Annotated in this window: 12 protein-coding genes; 5 read left to right on the forward strand and 7 right to left on the reverse strand. The window is 69.1% G+C overall.

Annotated features, from left to right (window positions below; translation table 11 throughout):
- Window positions 1-24 precede the first annotated feature (24 nt).
- Both ACQPYM_RS20345 and ACQPYM_RS20350 read left to right on the forward strand, forming a co-directional pair.
- On the forward strand, window positions 25-2,028 hold the full coding sequence (locus ACQPYM_RS20345) for a sensor histidine kinase (RefSeq protein WP_433022975.1): 2,004 nt from the start codon (window positions 25-27) through the stop codon (window positions 2,026-2,028).
- Entirely contained in the window at window positions 2,021-2,671 is a 651-nt protein-coding gene (locus tag ACQPYM_RS20350; RefSeq protein WP_433022977.1) for a response regulator, read from the forward strand. Before ACQPYM_RS20345 ends, ACQPYM_RS20350 begins: the two co-directional genes overlap by 8 nt.
- Window positions 2,672-2,723: 52 nt before the next feature.
- Here ACQPYM_RS20350 and ACQPYM_RS20355 read toward each other — a convergent pair whose 3' ends face one another.
- Together ACQPYM_RS20355 and ACQPYM_RS20360 are read right to left on the reverse strand one after the other, a co-directional pair.
- On the reverse strand, window positions 2,724-3,920 hold the full coding sequence (locus ACQPYM_RS20355) for a M20 metallopeptidase family protein (RefSeq protein WP_433022980.1): 1,197 nt from the start codon (window positions 3,918-3,920) through the stop codon (window positions 2,724-2,726).
- Complete coding sequence (locus ACQPYM_RS20360) at window positions 3,917-4,843, reverse strand: 5'-3' exonuclease (RefSeq protein WP_433023345.1); 927 nt, start codon at window positions 4,841-4,843, stop codon at window positions 3,917-3,919. The genes ACQPYM_RS20355 and ACQPYM_RS20360 overlap by 4 nt, the downstream gene beginning before the upstream one ends.
- Before the next feature lie 63 nt (window positions 4,844-4,906).
- On the opposite strand from ACQPYM_RS20360, the gene ACQPYM_RS20365 reads away from it, so the two are divergent.
- Entirely contained in the window at window positions 4,907-5,347 is a 441-nt protein-coding gene (locus ACQPYM_RS20365) for an Lrp/AsnC family transcriptional regulator (RefSeq protein ID WP_360274345.1), read from the forward strand.
- A gap of 539 nt (window positions 5,348-5,886) precedes the next feature.
- Here ACQPYM_RS20365 and ACQPYM_RS20370 read toward each other — a convergent pair.
- The 5 genes from ACQPYM_RS20370 to ACQPYM_RS20390 are packed head-to-tail and all read right to left on the reverse strand — an operon-like array spanning window position 5,887 to window position 11,874.
- Entirely contained in the window at window positions 5,887-6,576 is a 690-nt protein-coding gene (locus ACQPYM_RS20370; RefSeq protein WP_433022983.1) for a class I SAM-dependent methyltransferase, read from the reverse strand.
- On the reverse strand, window positions 6,566-8,113 hold the full coding sequence (locus ACQPYM_RS20375; protein WP_433022986.1) for an ATP-dependent DNA ligase: 1,548 nt from the start codon (window positions 8,111-8,113) through the stop codon (window positions 6,566-6,568). Before ACQPYM_RS20375 ends, ACQPYM_RS20370 begins: the two co-directional genes overlap by 11 nt.
- A 48-nt stretch (window positions 8,114-8,161) precedes the next feature.
- Window positions 8,162-9,130 carry a Dyp-type peroxidase gene (locus ACQPYM_RS20380; RefSeq protein ID WP_433022988.1) on the reverse strand — a complete coding sequence of 323 codons (969 nt, stop codon included), beginning with the start codon at window positions 9,128-9,130 and terminating at the stop codon, window positions 8,162-8,164.
- Between the two features lie 18 nt (window positions 9,131-9,148).
- Entirely contained in the window at window positions 9,149-10,558 is a 1,410-nt protein-coding gene (locus tag ACQPYM_RS20385; protein ID WP_433022990.1) for a pyridoxal phosphate-dependent decarboxylase family protein, read from the reverse strand.
- Entirely contained in the window at window positions 10,555-11,874 is a 1,320-nt protein-coding gene (locus tag ACQPYM_RS20390; protein ID WP_433022992.1) for an MFS transporter, read from the reverse strand. Before ACQPYM_RS20390 ends, ACQPYM_RS20385 begins: the two co-directional genes overlap by 4 nt.
- 497 nt (window positions 11,875-12,371) lie before the next feature.
- On the opposite strand from ACQPYM_RS20390, the gene ACQPYM_RS20395 reads away from it, so the two are divergent.
- Together ACQPYM_RS20395 and ACQPYM_RS20400 are read left to right on the forward strand one after the other, a co-directional pair.
- Entirely contained in the window at window positions 12,372-13,592 is a 1,221-nt protein-coding gene (locus tag ACQPYM_RS20395; protein ID WP_433022994.1) for a lysostaphin resistance A-like protein, read from the forward strand.
- A 55-nt stretch (window positions 13,593-13,647) separates the two neighbouring features.
- Window positions 13,648-14,367, forward strand: coding sequence for an HAD family hydrolase (locus tag ACQPYM_RS20400; protein ID WP_433022996.1), 720 nt, complete (start codon window positions 13,648-13,650; stop codon window positions 14,365-14,367).
- Window positions 14,368-14,450: the final 83 nt, after the last annotated feature.

The raw sequence follows: 14,450 nt of genomic DNA on the forward strand, positions 1-14,450 counted from the left end.
CAGCTACTGCTCGCGATCGCTGCCGTGGCGCTGTCTGTCCTGACCGTGGTGCTCGACCTGCGGAACCGCGGTGGGGTACCGGCCGCGGCCGAACTGGATTCGGGCTGGGCGGCCGTCCTGTCCGGGCTCGCTCAGACGCTGCCCGGCGTTCTGTTGCTGCATCGGCTGCCACGTCACCCCATAGCCTGGCTGCTGACGCTTTCCGGCCTGGTGTGGATCGTGGACGGCTTCGCCTCCAGTTGGGCGGCGTACGCGATCTACACCTCACCAGGTCTGCCGGGTGCTTCCGCGGCGTACTGGTTCTACTCGCGGTTCGGCGCTGTTCTGTTGCTGGGCCTGCCGTTGCTGATCCTGCTGTTTCCGGATGGGCGCCTGGTCACGGCGCGATGGTGGCGCCGGCTCTCAGTCGTCAGCCTCGCGCTGACCGCGCTCCTGCCGGCGCTGCTGGTGGCAGTGCCGATGTCGGTGATGATCCGGTACCACGATGCCGCGCTGCCACCGGAGATCACTCGGCTGGCGGTCGATCCTTTCAGCGTCGATCTGCCGTACGAGGTCTGGGAGCCGCTGCTCCGGATCGCCTATCTGGCGGTGATCGCGAGCCTGCTCGTCCCGTTCGCCGTCACGGTGCATCGCTATCGCATCGCGTCCCGGGAGCGGCGCGCGCAGATCCGCTGGCTGATGTGGGCCGCGTTGGTGGACATGGTCCTGCTGTTCGTGCCGCTGGAGAACCCGCCGGCGGTGCCCGCGATCCTGTTCGGTACCGCCATCGCCCTCACCTCCGCCGCGATCGTCGGCGCGGTGGCCAAGCACCGGTTGTACGCCATCGATCGGTTGCTGCCGGCCACCTTTCTCTACGGCCTGCTGGCAGTCCTGGTGGTGGCGGTGGACCTCGCCGTCTTCGCGCTGGCCGGCGGCGTACTGAGCGAGCGCGGTGCCGCCCTCGCCGCGATCGCGGTGGTGGCTGTGGTCTACGCGCCGCTGCGGAGCCGCCTCTGGCACGCAGTACGCCGGTTGGCTCGCGGTTCGCGGGAGGACCCGTACTCGACAATGTCGACGCTGGCGGAACGACTCGAATCGGCGGCGGATCCCGACGAGCAGTTGCGGGCAGTCGCACGGACCCTGGCCGAGGCGTTCAGGCTGCCCTACGTTCGAGTCGAGATCGAGCGCTCGTCGGGAGGCCGGGCGGTAGTGGCGCATGGGACCGAGTCCGGTCCGACCATCGCGCTTCCGGTCCGGTACCGCGGCGAGTCGGTGGGGCGACTGGTGCTGTGTCCGGGCGATGGAACCGCCTTGTCCGATCGTGATCAGCGGTTGCTGGGTGACCTGGTTCGTCAGGCGGCGGCCGCAGCTCGGGCGAGTGAGCTGAGCGCGGAGTTGCAGCAGGGCAGGAGCCGGTTGGTGGCCGCGCGAGAAGAGGAGCGGCGCCGAATCCGGCGGGATCTGCACGACAGTCTGGGTCCCGGCCTGGGCGCGGTGGCACTGCGGATCGAGACCGCCCGGAACCTCGCCTCGTCCGCACCCGAGCAGGCTGACGAGATGCTCGAACACGCAACAGCTGAGGTTGCGGCCGCTCTGGCTGACGTCCGGCGGTTGGTGCACGACCTGCGGCCGCCCGCGTTGGACGAGCTCGGGTTGGTCCGGGCGATCGAGCAACAGGCCGAGCGATTCCGGCTGGGTGGTCTCCAGGTCCAGGTCGACGCGTCGCCACTGGGAGCCTTGCCGGCGGGGGTCGAGGTGGCGGCGTACCGGATCGCTTCGGAGGCGCTGACCAATGTGGCCAGGCACGCGGCGGCCTCGCGCTGCGACATCGCGCTGCGTCTGACCGATGGGCCGGCGCTCGAACTGACCGTGCAGGACGACGGGATCGGTATTGCCGAGGAGATGACGGCGGGCGTGGGCATGCTGTCGTTGCGGGAGCGCGCCGCGGAACTTGGGGGAGTGTGCAGTGTGAGCAGCCCGGCAGGCGGCGGCACCGTAGTACGGGTCCAGTTGCCGTTGGACGCAGTACCGGAGTTGGTTCATGTCTGAGGTCGTGCGGGTGATGCTGGTCGACGATCATCCCGTCTACCGCGACGGTCTGGCCGCTCTGCTGGGATCGCTCGACGGGGTGGAGGTCGTCGGAACGGCCGCCGATGGGTTGGAGGCCGTCGCCCGAGCCGCTGATCTGCAGCCGGACGTCGTAGTGATGGACGTGCAGATGCCGGAACTGGACGGGATCGAGGCCACCCGGCGGATCACCACCGACAGCCCGCACATCGGCGTGGTCATCCTGACGATGGCCGAGGAAGACCAGACACTCTTCGCCGCGATGCGGGCAGGTGCTCGGGGCTACCTGCTGAAGGGCGCCAATCAGACGGAGATCCTGCGGGCGATCACCGCGGTGGCGCGCGGCGAGGCGATCTTCGGGCCGGCGCTGGCCCGGCGGGTGGCCGAGTTCTTCGCCGGCGCTCCGGTGGCGACCGGGCCCGCCGCGTTCCCTCAGCTCACCTCCCGCGAGCAGCAAGTGCTGGCGTTGGTCGCGGCCGGCCGGTCGAACGCCCAGATCGCGGCCGAGCTGTTCCTGTCACCGAAGACGGTCCGCAACAACGTGTCGAACATCTTCGCCAAGCTGCACGTGGCCGACCGGGCCGAGGCGATCATCCGCGCTCGCGACGCGGGCCTCGGCCGCTGAGTCGCCGGCGGTGGGTCCGGCTCGCCTCGGCCTGCTTGAGTAGGACCTGGGATCAGCCGCGGGCGAGGCGGCGGACGGCCAGTTCGGCGAGTAGGGCGGCGGCGTTGGGGAGGATTGAGTCGTCGAAGTCGGCCAGCGGGGAGTGGTTGTCGGCGGCGGCTGCGGGGACGGGGGCGGCGCAGGCGCTGAGGTTCACGTAGGCGCCGGGGACCTCGTTCAGGACATAGGACATGTCCTCGGCGCCGCACTCGGCGTGCTCCCGCTCCCGGTACTGGTCGGTGCCGAACAGGTCGACGATCGCCTGACGGGCGAACACGTACTCCTTCTCGTCGTTCACCGTGACCGGGTAGCCGACCCGGTACTCGACCTCCGCCGTCAACCCGTGCGCGGCCGCGATGCCCTCGACCAGTCGCGGTGCGGCGACCTGCATCTTCGCTCGCGACTCGGCCGAGAAGCTCCGGACGGTCGCGTCGAAGAACGCGTCGTCGGGGATGATGTTCTCCTTCGTGCCGCCGGCGATCTTGCCGACCGTCAGCACCACCGGGTCGAACACGTCGAACTGCCGCGTCACCATGGTCTGCAGCGCCCCGACGATCTCGCACAGCACCGGGATCGGGTCCTTGCCGTTGAACGGCTCCGAGCCGTGCGCGCCCTCACCGACGACCCGCACGCTGAGCTGATCGGCGGCCGCCATCAGCGGGCCGGCCTTGCTGCTCCACATGCCGAGCGGGTCGCCCGCCGACTGGACATGCAGACAGTACGCCGAATCGACGCGCCGGCCGGCGACGTCGAGCAGCCCTTCGCGGATCATGATCGGCGCGCCACCGGTGGTCTCCTCACCGGGCTGGAACATGAACACCACATCGCCCGCGAGCTGGTCGCGCAGCTCGTGCAGGATCTTCACAGCACCGACCAGGCCGGCGACATGGAGATCGTGGCCGCAGGCATGCATCAGCCCGGGATGCGTCGACTTGTACGGGACGTCGACGCGTTCCGTCACGGGCAGCGCGTCCATGTCGCCGCGCAGCAGGACGACCGGCCCGGGACCGGCTCCGCCGCGGAGTACGGCAGTGACCGAGGACAGCTCCTTGCCCAGGGTGATCTCGAGATCGAGACCTTCGAGCGCGGCCAGGATCAGCGCCTGCGTCTTGGGCAGCTCGAGGTCGTACTCCGGGACCATGTGCAGGGCCCGGCGGAGTTCGATGATGCTGTCGCCGTACCGGCCTGCCAACTCGAGCGTGCTCGTCATGCAGTTCCCTTCGGGACGAGGTTGAGGGCCGACATGACCCGTTGGGCGCTGCCGCCGAGCTCGAGCAGCTCGACCAGGTCGAGCCAGCGCTCCGGATCACGAACCTCGGCCGGCATCGTCGCGTCGAACGTGCCCACCGGGGCGTCCTTGGCAACGGCGACGACCTTCGGTGCGACATCGAGGTAGTCGCTCGCGTCGAGGATCTTGCGCTTGACCGACGGCGACATCGGCGTACTGGGGTCGGCGGCCGCGAGGCGGATCGCGGCCAGATCGCCGTACGCCGTGATGAGCGACGCGGCCGTCTTGTCGCCGACCCCCTTGACGCCGGGCAGTCCGTCGGACGCGTCGCCGCGCAGAGTCGCGTAGTCGGCGTACCGGTTGGCGGGGATCTGGTACTTCGCGAGCAGCGCCTTCTCGTCGTACACGTCGGCGCGACCGACACCCTTGGCCGCGGTGTAGACGATCCGGATGCCGCGCGCGTCGTCGATCAGCTGGAACAGGTCCCGGTCACCGGTGACGACGTCGACGGGCATCGTCGCGCGGTGCGCGAGCGTGCCGATCACGTCGTCGGCCTCATGGTCGGGCGCGCCGACGATGGCGATGCCGAGGGCTTCGAGGCAGGCGCGAATGTACGGCACCTGGACCTCCAGCCGGTCCGGGACGTCCTCGACCTGATCCCCGCCCGCGGTGACGAACTCGACCCGCTGCGCCTTGTACGACGGAATCAGCTCGACCCGCCACGACGGGCGCCAGTTGTTGTCCCAACAGGCGACCAAATGGGTCGGGCGGTGGTTCTCGACCAGGCGGGCGATGAAGTCCAGCAGCCCCCGGATCGCGTTGGTCGGCGTACCGTCGGCAGCCTTCATCGTGTCGGGGACACCGAAGAAGGCGCGGAAATACAGCGACGCGGTGTCCAGCAACATCAACCTGTCAGCCATGGCGAGATGCTTTCACATGCGGAGGCCCCGCCGGAGTAGGGTCGGCGCATGGAGGACCTGGATCGCAAGATTGTGGCGCTGCTCGCCTCGGACGGCCGGATGAGCTTCACCGACCTCGGGAAGGCGACCGGGTTGTCGACGTCGGCGGTGCACCAGCGGGTCAAGCGGCTGGAGCAGCGGGGGATCATCCAGGGGTACGCGGCAACGATCGACCACACCGCGCTCGACCTGCCGTTGACGGCGCTGATCTCGATCCGGCCGATCGACCCGTCGCAACCGGACGACTCGCCGGAACGACTGCGGGATGTCCGCGAAATCGAGTCCTGCTACTCGGTGGCGGGCGATTCCAGCTACGTCCTGATCGTGCGGGTGGCGACTCCAGCCGCCCTGGAGAATCTCCTCGCCGTCATCCGAGCCCGCGCCAACGTCTCCACCACAACCACAATCGTCCTCAGCACCCCGTACGAACGCCGCCCACCGGCACTCTGACCCGGGGGAGATTCCCCACGCCGACGCCACGTTCGCTCCTGCGCCGCTCACACGGCGCTGGCTCCCACCCGCCCTGGGCGCTCCTTCGTCGCACGAAGGCGAGAGTAGGCACCCGCGCTCGTGAGGCCGAGCATCTTGCCAGCTGGAGATCCCACGCTGGTACCCGTTGGAGGGAGCTCTGGCCGCGCCGACGAACCGGTGAAGTTGTTGGCCTTCAGGGTCGGCCGGCACCGCAGGAAGGCGGCGAAACTCGCCACCAGACCGACTGCGAGATTGGCACCGCCGAGCTCGACGCCTTCACGAGAAGCCGGCAACGACGGCTTGATCAACGCGAGCCGCGTTCGTAAGCCAGCGAGTCCGACTGTTGGTGCACCGACCGACAGGACATAGTCCCCGATTCCTGCGCACGGGCTCGCTCCCTGAGGGTGCAGTCCGCGCCCGGTGCGGACTATCTCCTGTCGCCCGGGACACCCGGAGCGCGTCACAGGAGGTGTGACCATCGCCGGGCCTGTGCGCCGACTGCTGACCACGGCACCTGTCTAGTCGCGGAGGTATTCGGCTCGCCAGCGGTACAGCGTTGGGTCGTTGGGGCTGGGGGAGCGGTCTAGGTCGATCAGGTGGAGGTCTGGGGTGGTGAAGGCTTCTATGGCGGCTCGGGTGAGGGGCCAGGGTGGGCCTTCGATTGCGTTGTCCGGGGTGTTGTCGTCGCGGGCGGCGGCGATGACCACGAGGGTGCCGCCGGCGGCGACGAACTCGCTGACCCGCTTGGTTGCTTCGGGTTGCAGCGCGATCGGGAGCGCCTGGACGGTGTAGATCTCGACGACGAGGTCGAATGCGCGCTGCCAGTCGGCCGGTGGGTTGAGCAGGTCCGCGACCTCGTACTCCACCTTGGAGTCCGGATGGTTGTGCCGGGCGGTCTCGATCGCGGTCGGGGAGATGTCGAAGGCGGTAGTGCTGAAGCCCTGGTCGGCGACGAGCTCCGCGTCCCAGCCGGTGCCCGCGCCGACGACGAGCGCCCGTCGACCCTCACCGGCGGGCGCGGCCGACTCGATCCATGAGGTCAGCAACGGGTGGGCGGCACCGCGGTCCCACGGGACGACGGCCGCGCCGTCGGAGGCGGCGGAGTACAGGCGTTCGAACCAGCCGGTCGGGTCGTCCTGGCGCAGGGACTCGTTCGCCAGGCGGCGGGTCTCGACCTCGGGGTCTGGCTCGACGGATTCACTGCTCATCGATCGGTCCTTCGCTGGGTTGGTGGATCGCGCGGACAGCCTGGACAGTGTCCACCTCGGCCGGGGTCTTGTCCTCGCGGTAGCGCAGCACCCGGGCGAACCGCAGCGCCATCCCGCCCGGATAGCGGGTCGACGTCTGGACGCCGTCGAACGCGATCTCCACCACGATCTCGGGGCGCAGATAAACGGTGTATTCGTCGCGGCTGACCTCGAGCTGCTGGAACCGCTCGGTCTGCCAGCGCAACAGCTCGTCCGTCAGCCCTTTGAACGTCTTGCCGAGCATCACGAACTCGCCGGTCTCCTCGTCCCGCGCCCCGAGGTGCAGGTTGGACAACCAGCCGGTACGCCGTCCGTGCCCCCACTCCGCCGCGAGCACGATCAGGTCGAGGGTGTGCGTCTGTTTCACCTTCACCCAACCGGACCCGCGCCGGCCGGCCTCGTAGGGCACCGACAGCGACTTCACCATGACGCCCTCATGGCCGCGCTTCACCGCGTCGTCGAAGAACGCCTCACCCGCGGCCGCGTCCTCGGTCACGAACCGCGGGATCCGCCGCTCCTCGGGCACCACCGTGCTCAGCCACTCGTGCCGCTCGGTGGAGTCGAGCCCGAGCAGGTCATGTCCGTCGAGGTGCAGGATGTCGAAGAAGTACGGCGTCAGCGGGACCGTCTCGGGGCCGGTCGCGGCGCGTGTCGCAGTACGGGAACCGGTGACCTGGAAGGCCTCTGGGCGGCCGTCGGGGCGCAGCGCGATCAGCTCGCCGTCGAGCACGAGCTGCTCGGCCTTGAGCTCGAGCACCGCGGTGACCACCTCGGGCACCCGGCTGGTGATGTCGTCCAAGGTGCGGGTGTAGACGACGATCTGGTCGCCGTTGCGGTGCGCCTGGATACGAATCCCGTCCAGCTTCCACTCGATCGCGGCCGGCGTCCCGGTCTTCGCGAGTGCCTCGGCAATGCTCGTCGCCGACTGCGCCAGCATCGGCTGCACTCCGCGCCCGACCTCGAGCCCGAACTGCTCGAGCCCTGCCTCGCCCTCGGTCAGTACTGCGACCGCGACCGGCGCCGCCGCACCCCGGAGCATGGTCGCCGCGCGGATCTTCTCCAGCGGGATCCCGGTCGCCTTGCCGACCGCATCGGCCATCACGCCGTCGAGAGCGCCTTGCCGCAGCTCACCGCTGACCAGCAGTCGCAGGAATCGCTGCTCCTCCGCGGTTGCCCGGCCGAAGAGTGCGTCGACCGCCTCCCGCCGCTTCGCCTGCGACCCCGCACCGGCGAACAACGACAGCTCGGCGAAGGCCTGATCCACCTCTTCGATCGTCAGCGACGGTGCCACGGCCGGCTCGGGCGCGTCGGCCAGCGTCCGCCAGCCCACACCCGTCCGCCGCTGGCGAAGCTCACCGGACAGATAGGTCACCACGATCTCGGTCTCCACCGGGTCGGTCGCGGTGGTGAGCAGTGTGGCGATCAGATCGGCCTTGGCGCGGCGCGACCTGGTCTGACTCAGCGAGGTCGAAGTGGCGACCACATCCGCAAGCAACATGAGTCCAGTCTCACCCACACCACCGACAGTTTTTCGGCGACACAGCCGTCAGGGCGCGGGTGGCAGGTCGTCGAGGAAGTCGGCCGACGGCGTGAAGAACAGCGTGCCGGTGACGGCGGTGGAGAAGTCGAGGATGCGGTCGTAATTGCCCTCGGGCTCGCCGCAGAACATCCGCCGCAGCATCAGCTCGGTCACGCCGGGGTCCTTGGCGTAGCCGATGAAGTAGGTGCCGAACTCCTGACTGCCGATCGAGCCGAACGGCATGTTGTCGCGCAGGATCTGCAGTTCGTTGCCGTCCGCGTCCTCGACGACGGTCAGGGCGAGGTGCGAGTTCGAGGGCTTCACGTCGTCGTCCAACTCGATGTCCTCGAGCTTCGTCCGGCCGATCACCCGCTCCTGCTGCTCGACGGTCAACGCGTGCCAGGCGGTCATGTCGTGCAGGTACTTCTGCACGATCACGTAGCTGCCGCCGGCGAACTCCGGATCCTCGGCACCGATCAGGACCGCTTCGTCGGCCTCGGTGCCGGTCGGGTTCTCGGTGCCATCGACGAAGCCGAGCAGGTCGCGCATCTCGAAGTACTTGAAGCCGTGGACCTCGTCGACCACGGTCGCGGCCGGACCGAGTTGCTTCATGATCTGCTGCGCCAGCTCGAAACACATGTCCAGCTGGCCGGCGCGGATGTGGAACAGCAGATCACCGGGAGTCGAGACGGCCTTGTGTTTGGCGCCCTGCAGCTCGGTGAAGGGGTGGAGCGCGGCGGGACGCGGTCCGCTGAACAACCGGTCCCAGGCGTCCGAGCCGATGCTGGTGACGCAGGACAGGTTGCCGGCCGGTACCCGGAAGCCGACCGCCCTGGTCAGCCCGGAAACACGCTCCAGCAACTCGCGAGCCGCCTCCTCACCACCGGGCTCGATCCGTAGGACGAGGAAGATCGCCGAACCAGTCAGCGGAGTCAGCACGGCCTGCGGGAGGGCACGTGTCGATGCTGTCGGCCCAGGGGTCGGATCGGTCACCATTCGCGCAACTCTTTCATGTCAGGAGGTGGGGCGCATCAAGCGGTCCAGGTAGGCGATCAGGAGGGCTTCGCGGAGGCGTGGGGGAGCGATGTCGAGGAGCGCGTTCACTGGGGCCATGCGGTCGGGGAGGGTTTCGGCGGTTCCTAGGCCAGCTAGTTCGAGGAGGCCGTCGAAGGCGGCTTCGTCGAGGAGGGCGGGGTCGATCGCTTGGGCTGCTTCGGCCAGTTCGGGGGCGATCTTGACGGGTCCGGCTGTCTGGGCTGCGGCTACTGCCTGGCCGAGGGCCGTGATGAGGTCGTCGAGGCGCGGCGCTGTCGCGGCGCTCATGGACAGGTGCAGCGAGGCCGGCTGGTCGCGGAAGGAGAGTTGCGGTTGGACGAACCAGCCACGGGCGCCGAGTTCGTCGGCGATGGTGAAGACGTCCGCGCGTTCGTCGCTCTGCAAGGCGATCAGCGTCGTCGCCGGGCGAGCCAGCACCGTGAGGCCGTCCACGGACTCGGCTGCTTCGGCAAGGCGCAGGGTCGCGTCGTACGACGTACGGGCGAGGCGTTGGTAGCCGTCGTCACCGATGTGCTGGATGACGGCCCACGCGGCGGCCAGTGGTGCACCCGACTTGGTCGACTGGGTTGTCGAGTTGAGCATCGTGTACCCGGGCCAGTCGGCGTGGGCGAAGTACTGCGCCCGCCGCAGCCCGGGCGTCCGGTGCAGCAGGATCGACGCGCCTTTCGGCGTGTAGGCGTATTTGTGCAGGTCCACCGAAATGCTCGTCACTCCCGGTACTGCGAAGTCCAACGGCGCGACGTCGACGCCATCGGCCCGTAGATACGGCAGCACCCACCCGCCGATACACGCATCGACATGGCAGCGGATACCCCGTGCACTGGCCGCCTCGGCGATGGCGGGGATCGGATCGACGACACCATGCGCGTACGACGGTGCGCTCGCCACCACGAGCACGGTGCTCTCATCGCAAGCCGCCGCCATCGCCTCCGGGCGAGCCTCGTACGTCGCCGGGTCGACGTCGACCACGATCGCGCGCACCCCGAAGTAGTGGGCGGCCTTGTGGAACGCGGCATGCGCAGTACTCGGCAAGACCATGCTCGGTTGTGCGACTCCAGGCGATGCGTCGCGTGCGGTCTGGACGACCAGCAGGATCGACTCGGTACCACCCGACGTCACGGTGCCGACCGCGTCGTCGCCCTGCAGCAGGCGAGCGGCCCAGCCGACCACCTCGTTCTCCAACGTGCGCAAGCTGGGAAACACGGTGGGGTCGAGACCGTTCGTCGCGCCGTACAGGGCGAGGGCCTGCCGGCCGATGTCGTCGGCCTCGGCGAGACCGGAGTCGTAGACATAGGCCAGCGTGCTGCCGCCATGGGTCGGCAGATCGCCTTGCTGCAATGCGCGCAGCCGGGCCAGTACGTCGCTCATCGAGCCTCCAGAACCTCGTCGGCGGTCAGCCGGTAGCGCCGCAGCGCAAAGAAACTGACGCCGATCAGCAAAGCAGGGACCACCGACATTCCGATCACGATCGCCGTCAACGCCGAGTCCGGCTGGACGGCGTCACGGTTGGTCGAGGAAACATAGCCGCCGGCCGCGAGCACCAACGCATACAAGCCGGGGCCGAGTGCGAGGCCGAGCGTCTCACCGGCCGTCCAGATACCGGTGAAGACGCCGGCTCGGCGGATCCCGCTGCGGGCCGCGTCCACTGCGGCGACGTCGGGCAGCATCGCCAGCGGGAACACTTGTACGCCGGTGAAGCCGATCCCGACGATGGCAGTCGCGAGGTAGAAGCACCACGTCGGAACATGCTGGGCGGAGCTGATGGTGATCGCACCCAACCCGAGCACGGCCGACGCGATGAGGAAGCCCTGCTTCTTGCCACGCTTGTTGCCGATGGCAAGCCACAGCGGGCTGACCAGGAGCGCGGGACCGACCACGCAGACGAAGGCGATGGTGGCGGCGCCCGGATCTCGCAGTACATAGCGGGCGAGGTAGTCGATGCCGGCGAGCATCGTGCCGATGGCGAGAGCCTGCAGGACCAGCGTGGTCAGGAGCCGACGGAAGTCGGCGGCGTGCGCGACCACTTGGAGTTGCTCACGCAAGGTGCCGGTGGTCTCGCGGGGAGGGCCGATGGGGGCGGTGCGCGTCCCGTAGTACGCGCCGACGGTGCCGATGGCGAGGAGGAGGGCGACGGTGAGGCCCATGACGCGGTACCCGTCTCGTCCACCGATCGCGTCGCGGATGGCGGGCGCGCTGCCGCCGCTGACCAGGATCGCGATTGTCAGCACGGCGACTCGCCAGCTCATCAAGCGAGTGCGCTCGGCGTAGTCGTCGGTGAGCTCGGCGGGCATCGCGACGTACGGGACCTGGAAGAACGCGTACGCCGTCGCGCAACCGACGAACGCGAGCAGCACCCAGGTGGCGTCGAACAGTTTCGAATCCAGATCCGGTACTGCGAACAGGAGAGCGAAGCAGGCCGCGAGGGTGAGACCACCACGGAGCAGGAACGGGCGGCGCGGGCCTCTTGGGGACTGGTGTCGGTCGGAGATCCGGCCGGCCACCGGGTTGAGCACGACGTCGAGCGCCTTGGGCAACAAGACGATCGCCCCGGCGAGGGCCGCGGCGATCCCGAGAGTGTCAGTCAGATAGGGCAACAGCAACAACCCCGGCACGGTCCCGAACGATCCGGTCGCGACCGACCCCAGCGCATACCCGACCCGGACCCGAACCGCCACCCCACTCATCCGCAAAGCATGCCAGCCCGAACCGCCCTGCCACCGCACTTCGCCCCGACTTTGCGTGCCTCTCATAGAGTCTGGCCATGGATCCCCACCTGGACCCGCCGAACGCGGACCGGTCGAACCCCGATCAGCCACCCGCGGAGCAGACAACCCCGACGTCTGAGCAGTCCGCCGAGCAGTCGGCCACGCAACCGTCGGCTGATCCGTCGCAGCCGGCGGCTGATCCCACGCCCACACGCTCACCGTGGCCCGCACCTGGGCAGCCTTCCCCCGAACAGCCGTCCACACGGCCGGCTCCGGGCGCCTCGCCTGTACAGGACTCGGTGCAACCGTCGCAGGCGCCTGCGCCAGGTCAGGGGTCCGCGGGATGGCAGGCGGCTGGGCAGCCTGCTGCAGGGTCGGGGGGTTGGCAGGCGCCGGGGCAACCCGTGCCGCAGCAGCCGGCTCCGTACGGCGGTGTGGCGCCGCATCCGGGTGGGGCTCCGGTGCAGGGCGGTGTAGTGCCTGGCACCGCACCTGGGGCCCCGCCCTACGGGCAGCCGCCGTACGGGCAGCCAGGACCACCGCAGTACGGACAACCCGGGGTGCCGTCGCAGTACGGGCAGCCAGGGCCGCCGCCGTATGGGCAGCCGGGGGCGCCAGCGCCGTACGGGCAGCCGGGCGGTCCGCCGCCGTACGGGCAGCCGGGGGTGCCGGGGCCCTACGCGGGGTATCCGCAGTACGGCGTGCCTTATCAGCCGGTTAAGCGGCCGTTGGAGGTTGCTCCTCCTGGGACGCCGTACCACCGGTTGGCGCGGACTCCCGGGCATCGGTGGTGGCGTCCGCTGGTGGGGACGTTGGCGCTGGCGGGCTTTGCGATCGCCGCCACTTTGATCGTGGTGACGGTGTGGGGGATCGCGCATGCGGCGATCACCGGCGAGTTCGCCGAGCCTGAAGGGCCGAACTCATTCTTCGGCAACTCGACCGAGGACCTTGCGGTCAGCCTGCTGATGCTGGCCATCCTCACCCCGTTCGTCCTGCTGACGGTCCGGCTGATCCAGCGGCGTCCCGCGCTCAGCGTCTTTTCGGTGGTGCTGAAGATCCGCTGGCGCTGGATGTTGCTGTGCTGCCTTCCCGGTTTCCTCTACCTGGTCGCGAACGTCGCCCTGGGCGCCGCCTTCGAGGCGCTCTTCCCGAACGTCGACACCGGACCCGACGTCGCCGAGGAGGGGACGTTCGTCGGCTGGGCCAAGTTCGTCGTACCGGCGCTGGTCATCCTCCTGCTGGTCCCGTTCCAGTCGGCCGCCGAGGAGTTCGTGTTCCGCGGCTGGCTGGTCCAGGCGGTGGGTGCCTACGGTCCGGACAACACCGACGGCAAACCCTTCGTGCGGACGATCAAGCGGCTGTTCCGCTCGCCCTGGCCGGCGCTGGTGGTGAGCAGCGTGGCGTTCGTCTTCGGGCACGGTTACACCGGCTGGGCGATGGCCGACGTCTTCCTGTTCGCGATGACCGTCGGGTGGCTGACGATCCGGACCGGCGGACTGGAGAGCGGCATCGCGCTGCATACGGTCAACAACGTGATCGCGTTCATGCTGCCCGCGGCCGTCGGTGACCTGGACAGCTGGGCCGACCAGGGCGGAGCGCCGTGGCCCGTGTTCGTGCTCGACATCCCCGCCATCGCCCTGTACGCCGTTACCGTGCTCTGGCTCGCCAAACGCCAGAAGATCGCCCGCGTCAGCTGAGCTGGGAGCGAAATTCGGGCGAGTTCTGTCGGCGGAATCTGGCAAGGTGTCCGCCGTGACGAACGCGAAGAGTGAACCGATCGAGGCCGTCCTGTTCGACTGGGGTGGCACCTTGGCGACCTGGCACGACATCGACCTGTACGACGTATGGCGGTCGGTGGCGCGCCTGGTCGACGAGGAGCGGGCCGACGAGTTGGCGGCGAAGCTGGTCGCGGCTGAGGAGTCCGTGTGGCTGCGGTCCCGCGACGAGCACCGCAGCAGCACGCTCGAAGAGGTCTGCCTGCTCGCCGAGGTGGAGCTGACGGCGGAGGCACTGACGGAGTACGACCTGCAGTGGCACCCGCACACCGAGCTGGCGCCGGATGCCGCCGAGACGTTGCGCGGGCTGCGCGCCCGCGGCCTGAAGATCGGCGTGCTGTCGAACACCATCTGGCCGCGCCGCCGGCACGAGGAGATCTTCGAACGGGACGGAATCCTCGAGCTGATCGACGGCGCCGTCTACACCAGCGAGGTGCCGTGGACGAAGCCGCACCCGGAGGCGTTCCGCGCCGCCATGACAGCGGTCGGCCTGACCGAACCCGCTCGCTGCCTCTTCGTCGGCGACCGCCTGTTCGACGACGTCTGGGGCGCCCAGAACGTCGGCATGCGCGCGGCCCACATCCCCCACAGCGCCATCCCCACCAGCCAGATCGGCCACACCGAGGGCGTCCCCGACGCCACCATTCACGAGCTGACCGACCTGCTCAAGCTGATCGACACCTGGAACAGTCACTGAGCATCATCAGCCGCCCGAACGGCTGAGCACCCGCGTCCACTCGGCCGGCTGGATACCGCGATCGTCCGAGCCGGCTGGGCAAC

The sequence above is a fragment of the Kribbella sp. CA-294648 genome, assembly GCF_050943845.1.
Lineage (GTDB): Bacteria > Actinomycetota > Actinomycetes > Propionibacteriales > Kribbellaceae > Kribbella.